The organism is Agrobacterium sp. Ap1 (assembly GCF_017313375.1).
In the GTDB taxonomy this organism is placed as follows: domain Bacteria; phylum Pseudomonadota; class Alphaproteobacteria; order Rhizobiales; family Rhizobiaceae; genus Neorhizobium; species Neorhizobium cellulosilyticum.
Window position 1 is genome coordinate 39,252 of the sequence record NZ_JAFLMY010000001.1, and the last position, 20,799, is coordinate 60,050.

Here is a 20,799-nt window from a genome sequence, read left to right on the forward strand (position 1 = left end):
CGAACAATTCAAAGGGCCTTGCGGAAATACACTACCCGCTCCGTCTCGGCAAAACCCCAACTCTCATGTGCATGACGGGATGCGAGATTGTCAATCTCGGCATCCGAGCAGAGTTCGACAAAGCCTTCCGCCGCACAATCCGCCGAAATCCGCTCGATCATCAAGCGCCCGATCTTTTGCTGCCGATGCTCCGGCACAATCCAGATCCCCTCCAGAAACGGCACTGGAGATTGCGTGCTGCCATTGGCGTAACGCCGAATGGAGACTTCGGCAAAGCCGATCCCCTGCCCCTGTTCGTCAACTGCAAGATAGCCCCGCAAAACACCGTCCGACAGAGCGGCAGCAATCTCGGCTCGATGCTCTTCAACCGCTCCATCCGGCCATAATGCGTGTCGCAGCCTGGCCCACTCGGCAATGTCGGCCGCAGCGCATCCCCGGATGGAGAGGCTCATTCCATCTCCCTTCAGAACAGGAAATACCGCTGCGCCATCGGCAGCACCGTTGCCGGTTTGCAGGTGAGCAACTCGCCGTCGGCGCGAACCTCATAAGTTTCCGGATCGACTTCCACATGCGGCGTTGCCGAATTGTGGATCATCGACGCCTTGCCGATGCCGCCGCGCACGTTCTTCACCGCAACCAGCTTCTTGGCGACGCCAAGCCTTTGCGCCAGACCGCCATCGAGCGAGGCCTGCGAAACGAAGGTGACCGATGAATTGGTCCTGAGCTTGCCATAGGCTGCAAACATCGGCCGGTAATGCATCGGCTGCGGCGTCGGGATCGAAGCATTCGGATCGCCCATCGGCGCAGCGGCAATCGAACCGCCGAGCAGCACCATTTCAGGTTTCACGCCGAAGAATGCCGGGCTCCAAAGCACGAGATCGGCGCGTTTCCCCACTTCCACCGAGCCTATCTCGTGAGAGACGCCATGGGCGATGGCCGGGTTGATCGTATATTTGGCGATGTAGCGCTTGACCCGGAAATTATCGTTGTCGCCGGTCTCGTCCTTGAGCGCACCGCGCTGCCGCTTCATCTTGTCGGCTGTCTGCCAGGTGCGGATCGCGACTTCCCCGACGCGGCCCATGGCCTGGCTGTCCGACGAGATGATCGAAAACGCGCCGATATCGTGCAGAATGTCTTCCGCCGCGATCGTCTCCTTGCGGATACGGCTTTCGGCAAAGGCGATGTCTTCGGGAATAGACGGCGACAGGTGGTGGCAAACCATCAGCATATCGAGATGCTCGGCCAGCGTGTTGACCGTATAGGGCCGCGTGGGGTTGGTCGAAGACGGAATGACGTTCGGATTGCCGCAGACCTTGATGATATCGGGCGCATGCCCACCGCCCGCCCCTTCGGTGTGGAAGGCATGGATCGTGCGGCCCTTGATGGCGGCGACCGTGTCTTCGACAAAACCGCTTTCGTTCAGTGTATCGGTATGGATCATCACCTGCACGTCGAACGCGTCTGCCACGGTCAGGCAGTTGTCGATCGCAGCCGGTGTCGTGCCCCAGTCCTCATGCAGTTTCAGCGACGAAGCACCCGCGAGGATCATTTCTTCGAGCGGTGCCGGAAGCGAGGCATTACCCTTGCCGGCAAGTGCGAGGTTCATCGGGAAGGCGTCAAAACTTTCGATCATCCGCTCGATATGCCACGCACCGGTACAGGTGGTGGCGAGCGTTCCATGCGCCGGGCCTGAACCGCCACCAAGCATGGTGGTGACACCGCTCATCAGCGCCTCTTCGATCTGCTGCGGGCAGATATAGTGGATATGGGCATCCATGCCACCGGCCGTCAGGATCTTGCCTTCGCCGGCGATCGCCTCCGTCGACGGGCCGACGATGATCGTCACGCCCGGCTGCGTATCCGGATTACCAGCCTTGCCGATCGCGTGGATACGGCCGTTCTTCAAGCCCACATCGGCCTTATAGATGCCGCTATGATCGACGATCAGCGCATTGGTAATGACGGTATCGACTGCGCCTTCGGCGCGTGTCGCCTGGCTCTGCCCCATGCCGTCGCGGATGACCTTGCCGCCGCCGAATTTCACCTCTTCGCCATAGGTGGTGAAATCGCGCTCCACCTCGATGAACAATTCGGTATCGGCAAGCCGCACCTTGTCGCCGGTGGTCGGACCGAACATCGAGGCATAAGCGGCGCGGGACATCTTGTAGGACATGAATTACCTCAATCCTTCGGGCAATATGAGTTCGGACATTTCACCTGGATGGCGACGAGCCATTCCAAAAATTACAGCATGTTATCGACAAGCGCCTTAAGCTCGGCCGTACGCTTGCGCGTCAGATCGGCCTCGCAACTGGAGACAAGCATCGGCTCCATCGAGCCGCCGCGCGCCTGAAACCCGACGGAAGCACATTGGGCATCGCGATAGGAGAGCCAGGCGCGCTGCGCCTTGACCAAAGCCTCTTCGCCGCCCTTCAGCTCAGTGGAAACCCCGGCATCCCGCTCCTTCAGCGCCTTGCGTGTCACCTGATACTGCGCGTTCAACGCCGTATCCGCATCGGCCAGATCGAGGCCGGCGCAGATCGTCATATCCGCCTGCGTCTGCGGCTCCTTGCAATCCGGTCGCGGCTGTTGCGCGGATGTCGGTGCATCGAGAAGAAGCACGCATCCACACAGCAACGGCAAGAGGGCGAGTTTCAGCATCGGCTCAGGCCGCAGCCCCGTCATAGTGATGCGACGTCAAAGCCCGTGGATTGACGCTTTCCAGGCAGTTGACGTTGATCGCCACCATGGGGGAACCATCCTTCGGCGAGTCCCCATAGGCAAAACTCTCGATGCCGCAGGTCTTGCAGAACAGATGCTGCAGCTTCTTCGTGTTGAACCTGTATTCGGTAAGGCTCCCCTCGCCCGACGTCAGCGAAAATGCACCACGTGGCGCGAAGGCGAGAACAATGCCCAGTCGCTGGCAGCGCGAGCAGTTACAGGTGACCGTCTGGTCGAGATCCGCCTCGACTTCGTAGGAAACCGCGCCGCACTGGCAGCTGCCGAGATAATGTTTGGTCGCCATGTCAGAGTCCTCCCATGATCTTCTGCTGGAAACCATAGACCCGTCGCGCACCCGAAAGCGGGATCAGCGTGACGGATCGGGTCTGGCCCGGCTCGAAGCGCACAGCGGTTCCAGCAGGTATATCGAGCCGCATGCCGCGCGCCTTGTCGCGATCGAAGGATAGACCATTATTGGTCTCGAAGAAATGATAGTGGCTGCCGACCTGCACCGGGCGGTCACCGGTATTGGAAACTTCGATGGATATCGTCGGCGCGCCGGCATTGAGCTCGATTTCGCCTTTTGCGGCAATGACTTCACCAGGAATCATGAATCAGCTCCTCAGGCTGTTAAAGCGGTTTGGGGGATACAACCCTCCGCCTTCAAGACACGCACCGTCGATGCGGGGTTACGAACCAGTGCCGCCGCCGGACGGATCGGGCGCCTCACCAGTTCTCCCGAGCAGTTCGGGCAGATCCCACCAAGCACATCCGCCGCGCAATCCGCACAGAATGTGCACTCAAACGTGCAGATCATCGCCTCGCGGCTGTCGGGATTAAGATCCTTGTCGCAGCATTCGCAGTTGGGGCGTAGTTCCAGTGCCATGGCTAGGCTCCTCAGCGGATCGGTTCGTGCACGGTCACCAGCTTGGTGCCGTCCGGAAAAGTCGCTTCCACCTGCACGTCGTGGATCATTTCCGGAATGCCTTCCATCACCTGATCGCGGGAGATGACATGTGCGCCCGCCTCCATCAGGTCTGCAACCGAACGGCCGTCACGCGCACCCTCGACGACATAATCGGTAATCAGCGCGATCGCTTCGGGATAGTTCAGCTTTACGCCCCGCTCCAGGCGGCGGCGGGCAACCATTGCCGCCATGGAAATCAGCAGCTTGTCTTTTTCGCGTGGGGTCAGGTTCATGGAAATCCCGCAATCGAACTCGGATATGGCAAATCAGATATGCCAGACTTTCGGCACTGGCGCGCCGTTACGCAATACGGAAATTGCCGGTACCAGGATTTTTCTCAGCTCGAAGCCCGTGGGTGCGGCGATCCGCGCGATCAGCTTGCCGTTCCAGTAACTGGCACCACCGGCATTGCCGATGCACTCCCTCAATTTGGGCAGCCTGGATTCGCTTAACGGGCCTGTATGGAAAAGTGTGGCGAAGGCGACCTGGCCGGAAAGCACGGCCGCGGCCTGCGCCATCTGCGCGATCTCGCCCTCGAAGCGCATCTCCTCGGCATGGATCAACTGACCATTGCGGCGCACCCGCCAGCGATCACGGAAAAACCCGTTGACGACCGCCTCGCCCATCGCGCGGCGCCCCAGAAGCACGGCTTCGACGGCGAGAAATTCAGCGCTTTCGGCAAGATCGACATCGAGGCGGCGACTGAGTGACGCCCGATCGAACAGGATGGTCTCCTGCGGAAGCCAATGAACGGAGGCATTGTCGCCAACAGTGATATGAGTGGAAACCGAGGCGGTGCCGGAGGACGCCTTGTAGATCTTCTCGTTCGCCTGGGTGGTGACCGAAAGCCTGGTGGAAGCCGCAGCGGCGACGGACCAATCGATCACGTCGCCGCCCGTCAGTCCCCCTGACGTATTGATGAGAATCGCCTCCATTTCAGGCGAAAAGGTTTCCGGAAGGCGTATTTTTGCGCAGCCTTCCTGGAAGAACTCGTCGAGCCGTGTACGCCCGTCAAAAGCCTTGGTTACAAGGCGCCCTGAACCCCTTGCCCGCTGCGGCGCATAGTGTTCGACTGAGGATTGCTGCACGATGTACCTTCAAGTTCCGCCTGTGTTGCGCAGTCAGAAGCAATGGCCATGCCAGACTTCGCAGACGCAGCCGGCTTGGCGGGAGTGACAGTCGCAACCACATCCGTCGCGTCGGCCTTGCCGAAGAAGTCCCACATCCGGAAAGCCGGATCAACATTGGCGTCGAAGGCTGGCTGTTTGGCCGGTACCACGGCTGAAACCTTAGTCACGCTCGCAGCACCATCCTTGGCGGCAGCCATGACGGCTTCCTTGGCAGCAAGCGGCTTCGGCCAGTCATGCGTGCCCTTTTCGAACACGTAAGTTGCAATCCGCGCGCCGTTCTTGCAGGTCCCGTACATCGTATAGGTCACGCCATCGACGGTTTTAGGGTCGCCATTGCCCTTGCAGCCGTCTAGATCATTCCAGCGCTGGATCGCCGTGTTGAAACCATATTGCCAATAGGCGGAACCGCCACCCGCATAGGGGTTCTGTGCATCCTTTTCGCCAGCAAAGGCGACGATCGAGATCGGCTTTGCCGGATTGCAATTGGCCTTGTCAGGCCCCCATTTTCCATCGACCTCGACCGGGCGGCCGGCGCGCAGCGAATTGACGAAACCGGCACCGGCAAAATCATCCTGTCCCGAGCAGACATAAGCCGACAGCATGCGCCCGCCACCGGAATAACCGGAAGCAAAGATGCGGTTGGCATCGACGCAGAAATCTTCCTTCACCTCATCGACGGCGTCATCGATGAAGGCGATCTCGTCGAGACCGCCCTGCGCACCGGTCGGGATAATCGCCTTGCTGACCTGAACGAAAGGCACGTTCCAGGCATAGGTGCCCGGCGTCTTGCCCGGCAGGCTGCCCTGCAGCGCAACCGCGATGAAGCCGTTCTTTTCGGCAACCTTGTCCCAGGAGGAGCGGTTCAGCTGACCATCAGGATTGCTGTTGCTGCCGTGAAAATCGAACACGACGGCAACCTTGTCGCGGCCGGTATAGGAAGACGGAACATAATAGACGGCCTGACGGTCAACACCGTCGCTCTCGATCGTCATCGCATGGCGACCCGGCGCCATCGGCTGACCACAAGCAGCGAAAACTGAGCCTGCAGCCAAGAAAAACGCTCCGGTCGCGACGAAGCGAACAAGAGCGGAGCGGGAACGGTGACCAGGAATGCATGCAAAGACCATCAGCGCCTCATCATGGGGTGCGGGTTGTCAACGATGTTCGGAGATGTCGTTCATCTGCGGTTCATCTAACACACCTGTTGAAGCATTGATATGCCTTGGATCAAAGTAAGCAATGCAAACATTCACCATTAAACTGTTAGATGCCGCCTTGCTTCTGCCGTATCCAAGGTTTCGGCAGGGCCTTCATGCACGATCTCGCCGCGATCCATGATGTAGACTTGGTCGGCAAGCTCGCGGCAGAAGTCCAGATACTGCTCGACCAGCAGGATCGCCATGCCGGTTGAATCGCGCAAATAGCGGATCGCACGGCCGATATCCTTTATGATAGAGGGCTGGATACCCTCGGTGGGCTCGTCGAGAACGAGGATTTTCGGTCGCGTGACCATGGCCCGGCCGATCGCAAGCTGCTGCTGCTGTCCACCGGACAAGTCACCGCCTCGGCGGCCAAGCATGGTTTTGAGCACCGGAAACAGCGAGAAGATCTCGTCGGGAATATAGCGATCCTTGCGCGCCAGCGGCGCATAACCGCTCTGCAGATTTTCCTGAACGGTCAGAAGCGGAAAGATCTCGCGCCCTTGCGGTACATAACCGATACCGTGCTTGGCCCGAGAATAAGGCGCAAGCCCGTTCAGCACCTCACCCTGAAAGCTGATCGTGCCGCCGGAGACCGGATGCTGGCCGGTGACGGCGCGCAAGAGCGAGGATTTGCCGACGCCGTTACGGCCGAGCACGCAGGTGATCTTGCCCATTTCGGCATTGACGGAGACCCCGCGAAGGGCTTGCGCTGCGCCATAGTGGAGATTGACGTTGTTGACTGTCAGCATGGGGAGCCTCCCTGTTTGCTCAGGAGGATGGCATTACCCCCCTCTGCCCTGCCGGGCATCTCCCCCACAAGGAGGGAGATCGGAGGAAGGCGACCACTCGCCCCCCTTTGAAGGTCGAGTGGAGGCGAGACATCATCCCGCGATGAAATCGAAACCGGAAGAGATGCGTGCTTGAGGCAGAAGGATCGCTCCCAGCCGATCTCCCCCCTTGTGGGGGAGATGGCCGGCAGGCCAGAGGGGGGTATCAAGACCACTGCGCTCTCCATCACCGCCCCAGATAATTCTCGATCACCTTCGGATCGCTGGAGACGAAATCGATCGAACCTTCCGCCAGAACCGAACCTTCCGCCAGACACGTCACCTTCACCCCGAGATCGCGGATGAAGCCCATGTCGTGCTCGACCACGACGACCGAGCGGGTCTTGGCGATCTCGCGCAACAGGATTGCCGTCTCGGCTGTTTCTGCATCCGTCATGCCGGCCACCGGCTCGTCGACGAGAAGCAGCTTCGGCTCCTGAGCCAGCAGCATGCCGATCTCCAGCCACTGTTTCTGACCGTGGGATAGATTGGCAGCATATTCGTGGGCGCGATGGGTCAGGCGGATCGTCGAGAGGATTTCCTCGATCCGCGCCTTGTCGTCGGCGCTCAGCGTATAGAACAGCGTGGCGAACACGCCGCGGGAACGGTTGAGCGCCAGCTCCAGATTGTCCCAGACCGTATGGCTTTCGAACACCGTCGGCTTCTGAAACTTGCGGCCGATGCCGAGCTGGGCGATATCGGCTTCGTCCTTTTTCGTCAGGTCGATCGTATCCTCGAAGATCACCTTGCCCGTGTCCGGTCGGGTCTTGCCGGTGATGATGTCCATCATCGTCGTCTTGCCGGCCCCGTTCGGACCGATGATGGCACGAAGCTCGCCCGGCTCGACCACCAGCGACAGCGAGTTGATCGCCTTGAACCCGTCGAAGGAGACGGAGACGTCTTCGAGATAGAGCAGGCTTTTGCTTCTGGTTTCGGCAATCGTGTTCATCGTCTCACTCCGCTGCCTGAGCCTGTTGCGTGACCGGCGCAGCGCCGGCATTCCTGCCCTTTTCCGCATCTGCCGCGGCCTTGAGCGCCTTGCGGGCATTCCAGCCATGCTGGATCGTGCCGACAATACCTTTAGGCAGGAACAGCGTGACGGCAATGAACAGCCCACCAAGAGCAAACAGCCAGAATTCAGGGAATGCGCCGGTAAAATAGCTCTTGCCCGCATTGACGAGGATCGCGCCGATGATCGGGCCGATCAGGGTGCCGCGTCCGCCGACGGCGGTCCAAACGACGACTTCGATCGAGTTGGCAGGCGCAAATTCCCCCGGATTGATGATGCCGACCTGCGGCACGAACAGCGCACCGGCGATGCCGGCAAACATGGCCGAGACGACGAAGGTGAACAGCTTGATGTTTTCCACCCGGAAGCCAAGGAAGCGCACCCGGCTTTCCGCATCGCGCACACCCACCAGAACCTTGCCGAATTTCGACCGTGTTATGGCCGAGGCGACGATCAGGCAGAGCGCCAGCATGATCGCCGACATGGCGAAGAGCACGGCCCGCGTACCGCCCGCCTGCACCTGGAAGCCAAGGATATCCTTGAAGTCGGTCAGGCCGTTATTGCCGCCGAAACCCATGTCGTTGCGGAAGAAGGCGAGCATCAGCGCATAGGTCATCGCCTGGGTGATGATCGACAGATAGACGCCGTTGACGCGGGACCTGAAGGCGAACCAGCCGAAGACGAAGGCGAGCAGGCCCGGCACAATCAGCACCATGGCCATCGCAAACGGGAACATGTTGAACCCGTACCAGAACCACGGCAGTTCCTTCCAGTTGAGGAAGACCATGAAATCCGGCAGGTCGGGATTGCCGTAGACGCCGCGCGAACCGATCTGGCGCATCAGATACATGCCCATCGCATAGCCGCCGAGCGCGAAGAATGCGCCGTGGCCGAGCGAGAGGATGCCGCAATAGCCCCAGACGAGATCGAGCGCGAGCGCCAGGAGCGCGTAGCAGAGATACTTGCCCATCAGCGCCATGGCATAGGTCGGGATATGCAGCGCGCTGTCCGGTGCGGTCAGCAGGTTGAGCGCCGGCACGATGATGGCGACGGCGAGAAGAATACCGACGGCGACGACGATCCTGCCTTCGAGTGCACGAAGAATGAAGCCGGAAATCATGCTTCCACCGCCCTTCCCTTGAGCGCGAACAGGCCGCGCGGACGTTTCTGGATGAAGAGGATGATGAGGACCAGCACGAGGATCTTTCCGAGCACTGCCCCAACGGACGGTTCGAGGAACTTGTTGAGGATGCCGAGCGACAGCGCGCCGACCAGCGTGCCCCACAGATTGCCCACCCCGCCGAAGACCACGACCATGAAACTGTCGATGATGTAGCTCTGGCCGAGGTTCGGCGAGACGTTGTCGATCTGGGAAAGCGCCACGCCGGCAATGCCCGCGATACCCGAACCAAGAGCGAAGGTCAGCGCGTCGACCCAAGGGGTGCGGATGCCCATGGACGACGCCATGCGGCGGTTCTGGGTGACGGCGCGCATGTTGAGGCCGTAGGCCGTCTTTTTCATCACGAAGAGCAGCGCGAAAAAGATCGTCAGCGAAAAGACGATGATCCACATGCGGTTATAAGTGATTGTCATGCCGCCGAGCGGAAAGGAACCGGACATCCACGACGGATTGCCGACTTCCTGATTGGTCGGACCGAAGATCGTGCGGATCGCCTGCTGCAGGATCAGCGACACGCCCCAGGTGGCGAGCAGCGTTTCGAGCGGCCGACCATAGAGAAAGCGGATGACACCGCGCTCGATGACGAAACCAACGGCGCCGGTGACGAGGAAGGCGACGGGCAGCGCGATTGCCAGCGACCAGTCGAACAGGCTGGGCGCGTTCTCGCGGATCACTTCCTGCACCATGAAAGTGGAATAGGCGCCGAGCATGACCATTTCGCCATGCGCCATGTTGATAATGCCCATCACACCGAAGGTGATGGCAAGGCCGATGGCGGCCAGCAGCAAAACCGAGCCGAGCGACATGCCGTACCAGACATTCTGGGCGAGGTTCCAGAGTTGCTGTGCGTTCTGGATCGAGGCGATCGCCTTGTCGAGATCCGGCTTCAGGCTGGGATCGATGGATGAAGAAACGGAATTCAGCACACCGAGGCCGCTCGCACCGAGGCCGGAAATAGTTTCGATTGCCGCGCGCTTTTCATCGATCGAGCGATCGGAGGAAAGAAGCGACACCGCACGCGCTTCTTCCATGCGGGCCTTCACTTCCGTGTCGGTTTCCTTGGCAAGTGCGGCCTCGACGAGTTCGAGAGCTTCGGCACTTGGGGAGCGCAGGATCGCATCGGCGGCGGAAAGGCGCGCACCACGATCCGGGCTCATCAGCGTCAGGCCGCCGAGAGCCGCACGGATAGCGCGGCGCAGATTGTTGTTGACCTTGATCTTGGTGACCGCACCTTTTGCCACCTGGCCGGCGCTCTCACCGGTAACCGGGTCGATCAGCTCAAGCTGAGAACCGGCAGATTTGGCGGAAAAGACTGCCTTGTCGGACTTGCGGAAATAAAGGTCACCCTCGGAAAAGGCGTTCAGCGCCGGCACCACGCGCGGATCCCCGGTCGCAGCGATCTGCCCGACAAGCGTTTCCGCCTGGTTGAAATTGGCGTCCGCCAGCTGGTCAAACAGCGGCTTGGGGTCGCTGCCTTGCGCGAAGGATGTCGCCGCGGATGCAAGGACCAGAAAGATCAGTGTGATGAAACGGATAAGCATGTGTCTGTCCCCCGGATGGCGTGGCGGGGGCGTCTTCCCCCTCTGGCCTGCCGGCCATCTCCCCCACAAGGGGGAGAAAACTCGCGGCATCCGCCTCGGTTCAGGTCAACTGCGGCGGGGCGGCTAGGTTAAGCCCTCCCCCTTGTGGGGAGGGTTGGGAGGGGTATTTGCCCCGAGCGGTGAGAGATCAGCTACCCTTGCCGCCGCACTTGCCGGTGGCGACGTTGAAGTTGCCGCAGGACATCGGCTTGCGCCAATCGGAGATCAGGTCCTTCGAGTCCGGCAGGTAATCAGACCACTCGTCGCCAACGACGGCAGGCGTTTCCTGCACGATGTCGAACTGGCCGTCGGCCTGGATTTCACCGATCAGCACCGGCTTGGTGATGTGGTGGTTCGGCATGACGGTGGAGGTGCCGCCCGAAAGGTTCGGCACGGCGACGCCGATGATCGAGTCGAGAACTGCGTCGGTGTCGGTCGTGCCGGCAGCCTCGACGGCCTTTACCCAGGCGTTGAAGCCGATATAGGCGGCTTCCATCGGGTCGTTGGTTACGCGCTTGTCGTTCTTGGTATAGGCATGCCAGGTCTTGATGAACTCGGCATTGACCGGCGCATCGACGGACTGGAAGTAGTTCCAGGCAGCGAGATGACCGACCAGCGGTGTGGTGTCGAGACCGGCAAGCTCTTCTTCGCCGACCGAGAAGGCAACGACCGGGATGTCTTCAGCCTTGATGCCCTGGTTGCCGAGTTCCTTGTAGAACGGCACGTTGGCGTCACCGTTGATGGTCGAGACGACGGCAGTCTTCTTGCCGGCCGAGCCGAATTTCTTGATGTCGGAGACGATCGTCTGCCAGTCGGAATGACCGAACGGCGTGTAGTTGACCATGATGTCCTCTTCCTTGACGCCCTTGGACATCAGGTAGGCCTTCAGGATCTTGTTGGTCGTCTGCGGGTAAACGTAGTCGGTACCGGCCAGAACCCAGCGCTCGACACCTTCGGTCGAAGCGAGATAGTCGACGGCCGGAATGGCCTGCTGGTTCGGAGCGGCACCGGTATAGAAGATGTTGCGCGAGGATTCTTCACCCTCGTACTGGACCGGGTAGAAGAGGATCGAGTTCAGCTCTTCGAATACCGGCAGGACAGACTTGCGCGACGAGGACGTCCAGCAACCGAAAACGGCCGCGACCTTGTCCTGGGAGATCAGCTGACGGGCTTTTTCGGCAAACAGCGGCCAGTCGGAGGCCGGATCGACGACAACGGCTTCGAGCTTCTTTCCAAGCACGCCGCCCTTCTTGTTCTGCTCTTCGACGAGCATCAGCATGGCGTCTTTCAGCGTGGTTTCCGAAATCGCCATTGTGCCGGAGAGCGAATGAAGAACGCCGATCTTGATCGTATCGTCGGCTGCAAATGCACCGTGGAAGGCCGTTGTGGAGAGTGCGGCAGCCAGCAGCGCTCCGCCCAGTTTCGCCTTGAAGCTCATAGGATCAAACCCCCTCTTTTTTGGTTTGTTGGCACAACGGTGACGTTGACCGTTGCCTGAGGGGACTATCGGGTGCGACAGCCCAAAACCACATACGCAAAATGACGTATGCAGAGGGGGAAAGTGGTAGCAGGTTGCGGCGGGACGTCGATCGCCGCAATCATTGCGGTCGCGGCGATCGGATCAGTCCGTTCGGTTTACCGGAGCATTACTTGCCAACGGTCAGGATCACACCGTCCGGCGTGTATTCGACATTACCTTCGACGCCATTGATCTCGACCTTCGAGAAGGTTCCGGAAAGCGAGCCTGCCTTGATCAGTTGAATGCTTTCGCCAGCCTTCGGCAGGTTATCCTCGGTCATCCGCACCACAAGCGAACCGCCAAGTTGTGCCGCCCCCTTGATTGCCACGACAGGCTTGCCGCCTTCGACAACCAGCGTCAGCTGGCCCGCATCGGCCTGCCTGAAAGTTCCGCCCAGAAGGACCGGCTGTTGTGCGGCCATGACAACTTCACCGCCGGCGATCTCGAGATTGCCGGTGCCGAACGCCGACTGCGAAGAGGCAACCAGCAGGCCGGCTTCGACCATGGTGCCGCCACCATAAGTGTTGGTGCCGGACAGGCCCAACGTGCCATCACCGCGTTTCGTCAGGCCGCCCTTGCCGGAAATGTCGTTTTTCCAGGTATCGATCTCGTTGAAGCCACCCTTCCCGGCTGTCATCGTCACCGTGGTCATCGCATCGAATGCGCCGTAACCATCGGCGGCAGCAAAAAGGTTGAGGCGGCCATAGCCTTCTTCGTCATCGAGAACGGCAAAGCCGGAACGGATCTGGGTGGTGCGTAACACGTCACGGCGCTGATCGGCGTCGAGATAAGGCAAGCGCGTTTCGAGCAGCACCTCTGCCCCCTCTGGCACGCGGGCCGGCTGGTCGATCGGATGGATTGCTGGCAGGCCGTAGGTCGTCGTCTTTTCGATCAGGGCGGCATTGACGGCGCGATCCGCGAAGCGATCACTGGATACCGGCTGTGACTGGGCGAACCGTGCCAGTTCGCTTTCGCTTTCCACACCGACCTTTGCGCTCAGCCAGGTTTGTGCCTGATCATAAGCCTGCTTTTTCAGATCCGCATTCTGCGACCTGTTGAGATTGTAGGTGACCTGCGCCGTTGCCAGCACCCGGCCGCCGATCACATCAAAGGGCGAATGCATGCCGGCGATGATACGATTGTCGCCCATCACAGCGGCCCGCGTAAGCATTTCCTGGTAACGCTGCGGCACGAGATAGGCCATCGCAATCGCGTCGCGCCAAGCTTCTGCCGTATGGCCGCTCGGGAAACCGCCATCTTCGGCCGGCTTTTGGCTTTTGGCCGGCTCCAGCGTCGGCAGCACCACGACATCGTTGCTCCAGCGATAGGGGCGAGCATATTTGAAATAACGTTTAGCGGGCTCCGTCGAAGCTTCTTCGCTTGCCATGTTGATGAAATCGACAGCCAGGCCGAGATCGGGATTGGCCGCAGTCTTGGCCTCCTCGTCAGGCTGGCTTCCCAGGCCGCGATTGTTGCCATCGTCATCATGCTTGACCGTGGCTGCGTCTGCGGCGACATCCCTAATCGTCGTCGTCTGCCTGGCGCCTTCTCTCCAGGCATCGGCCAGGGGACCGAGGCCATCGACAATGCTGGCGTTCTTGCCGCGGCGATCATCGAGATACGCGGCAAGTGCTTGTTCGGCGGTGCGGCCGCGCGTGATTTTCACCACATAATCGATATTGGCCCTGTGCAGCGCCTGATTGACAATCGTACCGTCGGTGGCGCTGTACGGAATGCCATCCCAGTCAGACTTGCTGATTGCAGGGCAATTACCCTTCGCAGGCGCTTCCACCCCTGCATCGACAAAAGCCGAACGCGGTGTCCAGACTTCAAGAAAACCGGATAGAACATGGACAGCGGCATTCGTGTCCTTGGTCGCAAAACAGGCATCGCCGCGCTTGTTGCTGGCGCCTGTATCCACATAAGGTGCCGCTCGTGTTTCCGCCAAAACTATGGATGGCGAAAGGAGCAGCACGGTGAGAAGCGCCGTTGCACCGCGAAACCTGATCGAAACAGACACTGTAAAACCTCTAAAAACATGAAGGGATATCAGCTAACTAGCGCGACTTTGTTACATGTATGTTGCGGCAACATGGCTTTCACCGGTTCAATTCCATCGCCATATCGAGATAGGTGTATCACCGGATGCAAGTTCGGCGGAGTGTTTGTTAGAGATCTGCCGACCACCGTATTCCGCCGCTCCACATTTCTTCATGTCCAGAATTTAAAGATGTGCTAAAATACTCCAATCGAGCGGGGTTGGAGGGCAACGAAATGTCTCGATGGGGGAAAGCGGCGTCGCTGACGCTGCTGCTTTCGGCATGCGGTAGCGTCGCATCGGCTCAGCCAATATGCGCCGATGTCGCACTGGTACTGGCGATCGACGGATCGGGCAGCGTTACCGACAGCGAATATCGGTTTCAGAAATCGGCGATAGCGGCAGCCCTCAGGGATGATGGCGTCGTGTCGGCCTTGAAGGATGCCGGTACGGTGATGCTTTCCGCGGTGTTCTGGGGTGACGGCGAGTTTCCGACCGAAGATCTCGGCTGGTTCGTGGTCTATGACGGAGTGGGAGCAGAAGGTTTTGCCCAGGGGCTGGAGCGAAACGAACGGCACGTCTTTGGCGACACCAATATCGGCAGCGGCCTCTGGTCCGCCCTCGACAAGTTATCTGAGCCCGGCGTCTGTGCGCGGCGCTTGATCATCAATCTGTCCGGCGACGGCCGCGAGACGATGCTGCCGAAACAGCGCGTCAGGGCGACGCTCTATCAGGCCCGCCTACGGACGATTAGGATGGGCGTGACGATCAACGCTCTTGCGATCGCCGATGATGATGACGGTCTTGCCGCATATTATGCGCAGGATGTCATACGCGGCACCGGCGGCTTCACAATGACAATCAGAAGTCAGGACGATTACGCGGCTGCTATCCGTCAGAAGCTGAAACGCGAACTGTCGCCGAGATTTGTTGCAAGTGTTGCCCACCCCTCTTCTGCGCCCCATTGAATCGATGAGTGACGACGAAAACATGTGATCGTTCGACGACTTGCAAAACAAACCGACCATCTGGTATGTTTAGGTATGACTGAAGCTCACGAACGCAAGAAACAGCCGGAAATCGTTCGCCGCGCGCTTCTGGATTGCGCCGCCCAGATCTCGCAGGAACAGGGTCTGCCTGCAGTAACACTGCAGGCGGTTGCGGATGCTGCGCATGTGACGAAGGGCGGATTGCTGCACCATTTCCCCAACAAGCAGGCGCTCGTTCAGGCCGTCTTTCACGATCTTCTGGAGCAACTGGACGCCCAGATCGATGCGCTTCTGGAAGACGACCGGGACGCCTATGGCCGTTTCACGCGCGCTTACATCCGGGCCTTTGCCAATGCCGAGAGCCAGGGCGCGAGCAACTGGAACGCGCTTCCCCTCTCTTCGCTGACGGATCCCGAGATGAAGGCGATGTGGTCCGACTGGTACGCGTCCCGGCTTGCACGACACGCAGAAACGGATGCCGGACCTGAACTGGGCATTGCCCGTTATGCCGCCGATGGCCTCTGGCTTGCCGGCCTTCTGGAATATTCGGGCGTCGAGGCGACAGGCCAGGACGCCCTGATCGAACAACTCATATCAATGACACGAAAGACATAAGACGTGAATCCCGCCCTTATCACCTACGGCTCGCTGCTCTCCGCCATCGCACTGGAAGTCGTCGGCACAACACTTCTGCAGCAGAGTCAGCAGTTCACCCGCATCCTGCCGACGCTCGGCATGGCTCTGTGTTACGGCGCGGCCTTCTATCTGTTGTCGATCACGCTGCGCGTGCTGCCGGTCGGCATCGCCTATGCGATCTGGAGCGGTCTCGGCATCGTGCTGATCTCGGCAGTCGGCCTGATCGTCTTTCGCCAGAGCCTGGACATGGCAGCAATGATCGGTCTCGGCTTCATCATCGCCGGCGTTGTCATCGTCAACGTCTTTTCGAAGACGGTTGCGCACTGAGCAATGCCAGCAAAAGTGGGTACCGGTTTTGTGTCCGGAATTGCGTGGAAATAAAGAATAGAGCGATTTAGCGATTCCGGCAGCCGAAACGCTCTAACCGCGTCAATTCGGTTGCAAAACCGCGATCCAGCATCGAAAGTGCCTTTTTGACGATCACTCCTCCCAAGGGATCAAAAACAAGGCATGGCAGCGCGACAGCGGATCATTCCGGTCCGGCGGGAATATAACCGCTGGGTCGCCAATCAGACATTGGAAGATTATGCCCTTCGCTTCACCGCAAAGAGCGCGCGAAGATTTTCGTCCAGCCGTATCTCGCATACGGCGATCGGCGCGATCTCCTTTCTGGCGCTAGAGGCGATCGGTGGTGCGATCACGCTCTCCTACGGCACGACCAACGCCTTTTTCGCCATCATGGCGGCTGCGGTCGTTATGCTGCTTGTAGGGCTGCCGATCAGCCGTTACGCGATCCGCCACGGTGTCGATATCGACCTCCTGACCCGCGGCGCGTCCTTCGGCTATATCGGCTCGACGATCACCTCGCTGATCTATGCCAGCTTCACCTTCATGCTGTTTGCCATCGAGGCATCCATCATGACGGGCGCACTCGAACTCGCCTTCGGCATTCCCCTCTGGCTCGGTTACATCATCAGCGCAATCGTGGTGATCCCGCTCGTCATATACGGCGTGCAACTGATCTCACGCTTTCAGCTCCTGACCCAGCCCTTCTGGATCGTTCTCAACGTCCTGCCCTTCATCTTCATCGCTTTTCTCGATTGGGAGAAATTCGATCTCTGGCGCGCCTTTGCCGGGATCGGGCATTCCAATGGCGAGATCGGCGGCACTGCCCCCTTCGACCTCGTGGAATTCGGAGCAGCATCCGCTGTCATTCTGGCGCTGATGCCGCAGATCGGCGAGCAAGTCGACTTCCTTCGCTTCCTGCCTCCTGAGGGCATGCGCAAATGGCGGCATAAGTTCGCCGTCTTCCTTGCCGGCCCCGGCTGGGTGGTGGTGGGCGTGCCGAAACTTCTGGCAGGCTCCTTCCTCGCCGTGTTGACCCTGTCGACGGCTGTCCCAGCAAACGAGGCAGCCGATCCGGCGCACATGTATCTGGCAGCCTTCGGCTACATGATCCCCAACGAGACTGCGGCACTGCTGCTGATGGCCGCCTTCGTCGTCGTTTCGCAGTTGAAGATCAACGTGATGAACGCCTATGCCGGGTCGCTCGCCTGGTCGAATTTCTTCTCGCGGCTGACCCACAGCCACCCGGGCCGCGTCGTCTGGCTGGTCTTCAACGTCGCCATCGCGCTTTTGTTGATGGAACTTGGTATCTATCGGCTGCTGGAGGAAACGCTCGGCATTTTCTCGATCGTCGCCATGAGTTGGCTCTGCACGATCTCCGCCGATCTGTTCATCAACAAACAGCTCGGCCTTTCCCCTCCTGGCATCGAGTTCAAGCGCGCCCATCTCTACGACATCAATCCGGTCGGCCTTGGCGCCATGTTCGGTGCGACGACAATTGCGCTTGCCGCACATTTCGGTGCATTTGGCGAGCTGATGGTGTCGCTCGCGACCTATGTTACCTTGTCCGCTTTCGTAATCTCCCCGGCGATCGCCTTCGCCACCCGCGGCAAATATTACCTGGCCCGCAAACCGCGCCAGAGCTGGAAGACGCTCGGTTCGATCACCTGTTCCGTCTGCGAACATCCTTTCGAACACGAGGACATGGCCTGGTGTCCGGCCTACGCGGCGCCCATCTGCTCGCTCTGCTGCTCGCTCGACAGCCGCTGCCATGATATGTGCAAGCCGCATGCCCGCCTCAACACACAGGTTGGAACGGTCGCCCGGACTTTCCTGTCCGACCGGATTATCGATAAGCTGACCACACGGCTCGGACGTTATGCAACGACAGCCGTCGTCTCGATCTCGTTGATCGGCTCGATTCTTGCCATGGTCGCCTATCAGGCGGGCGAAGCGGCACCGGCCAATGCGGAGATCATCTACGGCACGATCTCCATCGTCTTTTTCGTCTTCGCCATCATCGCCGGCATCGTCTCGTGGTTCTACGTGCTCGCCCATGACAGCCGAGTCGTGGCGGAAGAGGAATCCTCGCGCCAGAACACGTTGCTCCTGAAAGAAATTTCCGCCCACAAGAAGACCGACGCAGCACTCCAGGACGCCAAGGAAACGGCAGAGGCAGCCAACCGCGCCAAGAGCCGTTATGTCGTCGGCCTCAGCCACGAATTGCGCACGCCGCTCAACGCCGTGCTCGGTTACGCCCAGATCCTCGAGCGTGACGAGACCATCCCTGCCCCGCGCCAGTCGGCGATCAAGGTCATCAAGCGTTCGGCGGACCATCTTTCGGGCCTCATAGACGGTCTTCTCGACATATCAAAGATCGAGGCGGGCCGTCTGCAGGTCTATTCCAACGAGATCAATATCCAGGATTTTCTCGACCAGATCGTCGAAATGTTCGGCCTTCAGGCTCAGGCCAAGGGGCTGGAATTCGAGCACATCAGAGCCGCATCACTGCCGCACTATGTCCGCACCGACGAAAAGCGGCTGCGGCAGATTTTGGTCAACCTGCTGTCCAACGCGATAAAGTTCACGGACGAAGGCAGGGTGCGCTTCGAGATCGCCTATCGTAGCCAGGTCGCAACCTTCACCATTTCAGACACCGGGCGCGGCATTGCCGAAAAAGACCTCGGCCGGATCTACGAACCGTTTCAGCGCGGCGAGGCAGAAAGCGTGAGGCCGATGCCGGGGCTAGGTCTCGGCCTGACCATCACCCAGCTTCTCACCAATACCCTTGGCGGCGAGATCTCGGTCAAGAGCGTCAAGGACGAAGGCTCGACCTTCCGCGTGAGACTGATGCTGTCTGCCGTCGAGCGGCCGAACACCACACCCGCCACCGAGCGCAAGATCGTCTCCTACACCGGTCCGCGCCGCACGGTTGTCGTGGTCGACGACAATCAGGATCACCGTGACCTGATGCGGGAAGTGCTGGCTCCCATGGATTTCGTCGTGCTGACCGCTGCCGGCGGCCCGGAATGCCTGACGCTGATCGAAGGGGTGAAGCCCGACATATTCCTGATCGACATTTCCATGCCTGGCATGAGCGGCTGGCAGCTCGTCACCCGCCTGCGTGATGAAGGGCAGAATGCACCGATCATCATGCTCTCGGCCAATATCGGCGACGGAACGACGGCCGATGCTGCGGGCGAAGGCCATGACGATACGCTCTCCAAGCCGGTTAATCTGCGCCGGCTCGCCGACAAGCTCGCCTCGCATCTCGGGCTCTCCTGGGTCTATGAGGGCGAAACACCGCCCTTGCCCATCGCTGCGGCGAAAAAACCGGTCATAAGTCCGGGGACGAGCCATCTGCAGGACTTGCTGCGCCTTGGAGAGATTGGTTACGTGCGGGGTATAGAAGCCAAGCTTGCCGATCTTGCCGCTGACGAGACCAATCGCCCCTTCGCGGACGAGCTTGGTCTCTATCTCAAGGCCTTCGACATGGCCGGCTACATGAAGTTTCTGGAACGCCTGGACAAGGAGGAGATAAGCGATGGCTGACACCACGACGCCCCGCGACATTGTTCTCCTGGTCGATGACAGCCCCGATGCGCTCGGCTTTCTAACCGAAGCACTGGAGCAATCCGGCTTCTCCGTACTGATCGCAACATCGGGTCTGTCGGCGCTCAATATCGTCGACAAGATCACGCCCGATCTCATTCTTCTCGATGCAGTCATGCCCGGCATGGACGGGTTCGAAACCTGCCGCCGGCTAAAAACCAATGCCGGTGTAGCACAGGTACCGGTGATTTTCATGACCGGCCTCACCGAGACGGAGCATGTCGTCCACGCACTTGGATCAGGCGGCGTCGACTATCTGACCAAGCCCATCAACATCGATGAACTCAGAGCCCGCATCCGCGTTCATCTCACCAATGCCCGTTCTGCTCAGAGCGCCCGAGTTGCACTCGATGCCGCCGGCCGGCACCTGCTTGCCGTCAGGGCCGACGGCAGCATTCAATGGTCGACGCCACAGGCAACCCGGCTGATCAATGCCGCCACCAACCGCGATGACGGTTTGGAATTGATTGCCGGGCGCATCGCGACATGGATGGCTGAGCGCGATCGTCCAGGCTTTTCGCGCGATGCCGCCTTCTCGCTAGAAGACGGCGACGAGAAGGGCCTGCAGCTCTCCTATCTGGGAGGCCTGAGTGCCGATGAATTCCTGTTCCGGCTGACGGCGAACAATCGCCGGCCCGGCGCTGAAGTCCTGCGCCAGCATTTCCCGCTGACGGCAAGGGAATCCGACGTCCTCCTCTGGATCGCCAAAGGCAAATCAAACCGCGACATCGGCGAAATTCTTGGCCTCTCTGCACGCACGGTCAACAAGCACCTGGAGCAGATTTACGTCAAGCTTGGCGTGGAAAACCGGGCATCGGCGGCAGTGAGGGCAGCACATGTCCTGCATGAGGACAGCTGAATACGCCTGACCTTGGCACCCACGCGAACCTCGGAAAAATGTACGCCATAGTTACATTCTCCAAATAGAATATATTATATTCCTAATTACAATCTGACGTTCGTTGTTGCGCCGCAGCGAAGCGGATAGAGAATCACGGTACCCACAAGGTCGAGCTGATGACATCTGACGATAGCAACTCTTCC

At 59.7% G+C, this 20,799-nt stretch carries 20 protein-coding genes; 5 read left to right on the plus strand and 15 right to left on the minus strand.

Annotated elements, in window-relative coordinates:
• Positions 1–8: 8 nt before the first annotated feature.
• From JZX87_RS00210 to JZX87_RS00280, 15 genes are all read right to left on the minus strand, one after another.
• Positions 9–452, minus strand: a complete 444-nt coding sequence (locus JZX87_RS00210) for a GNAT family N-acetyltransferase (RefSeq protein WP_206822917.1) — start codon at positions 450–452, stop codon at positions 9–11.
• 11 nt (positions 453–463) lie between these two features.
• Positions 464–2,173, minus strand: coding sequence for an urease subunit alpha (gene ureC / locus JZX87_RS00215; protein WP_206822918.1), 1,710 nt, complete (start codon positions 2,171–2,173; stop codon positions 464–466).
• Between the two features lie 71 nt (positions 2,174–2,244).
• Complete coding sequence (locus JZX87_RS00220) at positions 2,245–2,661, minus strand: lysozyme inhibitor LprI family protein (protein WP_206822919.1); 417 nt, start codon at positions 2,659–2,661, stop codon at positions 2,245–2,247.
• 4 nt (positions 2,662–2,665) lie between these two features.
• Entirely contained in the window at positions 2,666–3,025 is a 360-nt protein-coding gene (locus JZX87_RS00225) for a GFA family protein (RefSeq protein ID WP_148145799.1), read from the minus strand.
• Position 3,026: 1 nt separating this feature from the next.
• Positions 3,027–3,332, minus strand: coding sequence for an urease subunit beta (locus tag JZX87_RS00230; protein ID WP_148145800.1), 306 nt, complete (start codon positions 3,330–3,332; stop codon positions 3,027–3,029).
• Between the two features lie 11 nt (positions 3,333–3,343).
• Positions 3,344–3,607: a DUF1272 domain-containing protein gene (locus tag JZX87_RS00235; RefSeq protein WP_183821201.1), complete on the minus strand. Its 264-nt coding sequence runs from the start codon at positions 3,605–3,607 to the stop codon at positions 3,344–3,346.
• Between the two features lie 11 nt (positions 3,608–3,618).
• Positions 3,619–3,921, minus strand: a complete 303-nt coding sequence (locus JZX87_RS00240; protein ID WP_112454072.1) for an urease subunit gamma — start codon at positions 3,919–3,921, stop codon at positions 3,619–3,621.
• 33 nt (positions 3,922–3,954) lie between these two features.
• Positions 3,955–4,776, minus strand: coding sequence for an urease accessory protein UreD (locus JZX87_RS00245; protein ID WP_206822920.1), 822 nt, complete (start codon positions 4,774–4,776; stop codon positions 3,955–3,957).
• Positions 4,713–5,870 (minus strand): CE1 family esterase, encoded by a 1,158-nt coding sequence (locus JZX87_RS00250; protein WP_206822921.1) that lies wholly within the window; start codon positions 5,868–5,870, stop codon positions 4,713–4,715. The genes JZX87_RS00245 and JZX87_RS00250 overlap by 64 nt, the downstream gene beginning before the upstream one ends.
• 203 nt (positions 5,871–6,073) lie before the next feature.
• Positions 6,074–6,769 (minus strand): urea ABC transporter ATP-binding subunit UrtE, encoded by a 696-nt coding sequence (gene urtE, locus JZX87_RS00255; protein WP_148145804.1) that lies wholly within the window; start codon positions 6,767–6,769, stop codon positions 6,074–6,076.
• Between the two features lie 265 nt (positions 6,770–7,034).
• Positions 7,035–7,796, minus strand: coding sequence for an urea ABC transporter ATP-binding protein UrtD (gene urtD, locus JZX87_RS00260; protein WP_206822923.1), 762 nt, complete (start codon positions 7,794–7,796; stop codon positions 7,035–7,037).
• Positions 7,797–7,800: 4 nt separating this feature from the next.
• Positions 7,801–8,976, minus strand: a complete 1,176-nt coding sequence (gene urtC / locus JZX87_RS00265; RefSeq protein ID WP_206822925.1) for an urea ABC transporter permease subunit UrtC — start codon at positions 8,974–8,976, stop codon at positions 7,801–7,803.
• On the minus strand, positions 8,973–10,577 hold the full coding sequence (gene urtB, locus JZX87_RS00270) for an urea ABC transporter permease subunit UrtB (RefSeq protein ID WP_206822928.1): 1,605 nt from the start codon (positions 10,575–10,577) through the stop codon (positions 8,973–8,975). Before urtB ends, urtC begins: the two co-directional genes overlap by 4 nt.
• Before the next feature lie 187 nt (positions 10,578–10,764).
• A complete protein-coding gene (gene urtA, locus JZX87_RS00275; RefSeq protein ID WP_206822929.1) occupies positions 10,765–12,054 on the minus strand; it encodes an urea ABC transporter substrate-binding protein in 1,290 nt (429 codons plus the stop codon).
• Between the two features lie 208 nt (positions 12,055–12,262).
• Positions 12,263–14,155 (minus strand): acid phosphatase, encoded by a 1,893-nt coding sequence (locus JZX87_RS00280; protein WP_206822930.1) that lies wholly within the window; start codon positions 14,153–14,155, stop codon positions 12,263–12,265.
• Between the two features lie 254 nt (positions 14,156–14,409).
• Between JZX87_RS00280 and JZX87_RS00285 the strand changes: the two genes are divergently transcribed.
• The 5 genes from JZX87_RS00285 to JZX87_RS00305 all read left to right on the plus strand — a co-directional run bounded on the left by JZX87_RS00285 (position 14,410) and on the right by JZX87_RS00305 (position 20,614).
• The gene (locus JZX87_RS00285) at positions 14,410–15,141 is read left to right on the plus strand and encodes a DUF1194 domain-containing protein (RefSeq protein ID WP_206822932.1); all 732 of its coding nucleotides are present in this window, start codon (positions 14,410–14,412) and stop codon (positions 15,139–15,141) included.
• 75 nt (positions 15,142–15,216) lie between these two features.
• Positions 15,217–15,777, plus strand: a complete 561-nt coding sequence (locus JZX87_RS00290) for a TetR/AcrR family transcriptional regulator (RefSeq protein ID WP_148145811.1) — start codon at positions 15,217–15,219, stop codon at positions 15,775–15,777.
• A gap of 3 nt (positions 15,778–15,780) precedes the next feature.
• A complete protein-coding gene (locus tag JZX87_RS00295; protein ID WP_148145812.1) occupies positions 15,781–16,125 on the plus strand; it encodes an SMR family transporter in 345 nt (114 codons plus the stop codon).
• A 183-nt stretch (positions 16,126–16,308) separates the two neighbouring features.
• A complete protein-coding gene (locus JZX87_RS00300) occupies positions 16,309–19,695 on the plus strand; it encodes a hybrid sensor histidine kinase/response regulator (RefSeq protein WP_206822934.1) in 3,387 nt (1,128 codons plus the stop codon).
• Entirely contained in the window at positions 19,688–20,614 is a 927-nt protein-coding gene (locus tag JZX87_RS00305) for a response regulator (RefSeq protein WP_206822936.1), read from the plus strand. Before JZX87_RS00300 ends, JZX87_RS00305 begins: the two co-directional genes overlap by 8 nt.
• Positions 20,615–20,799 lie beyond the last annotated feature (185 nt).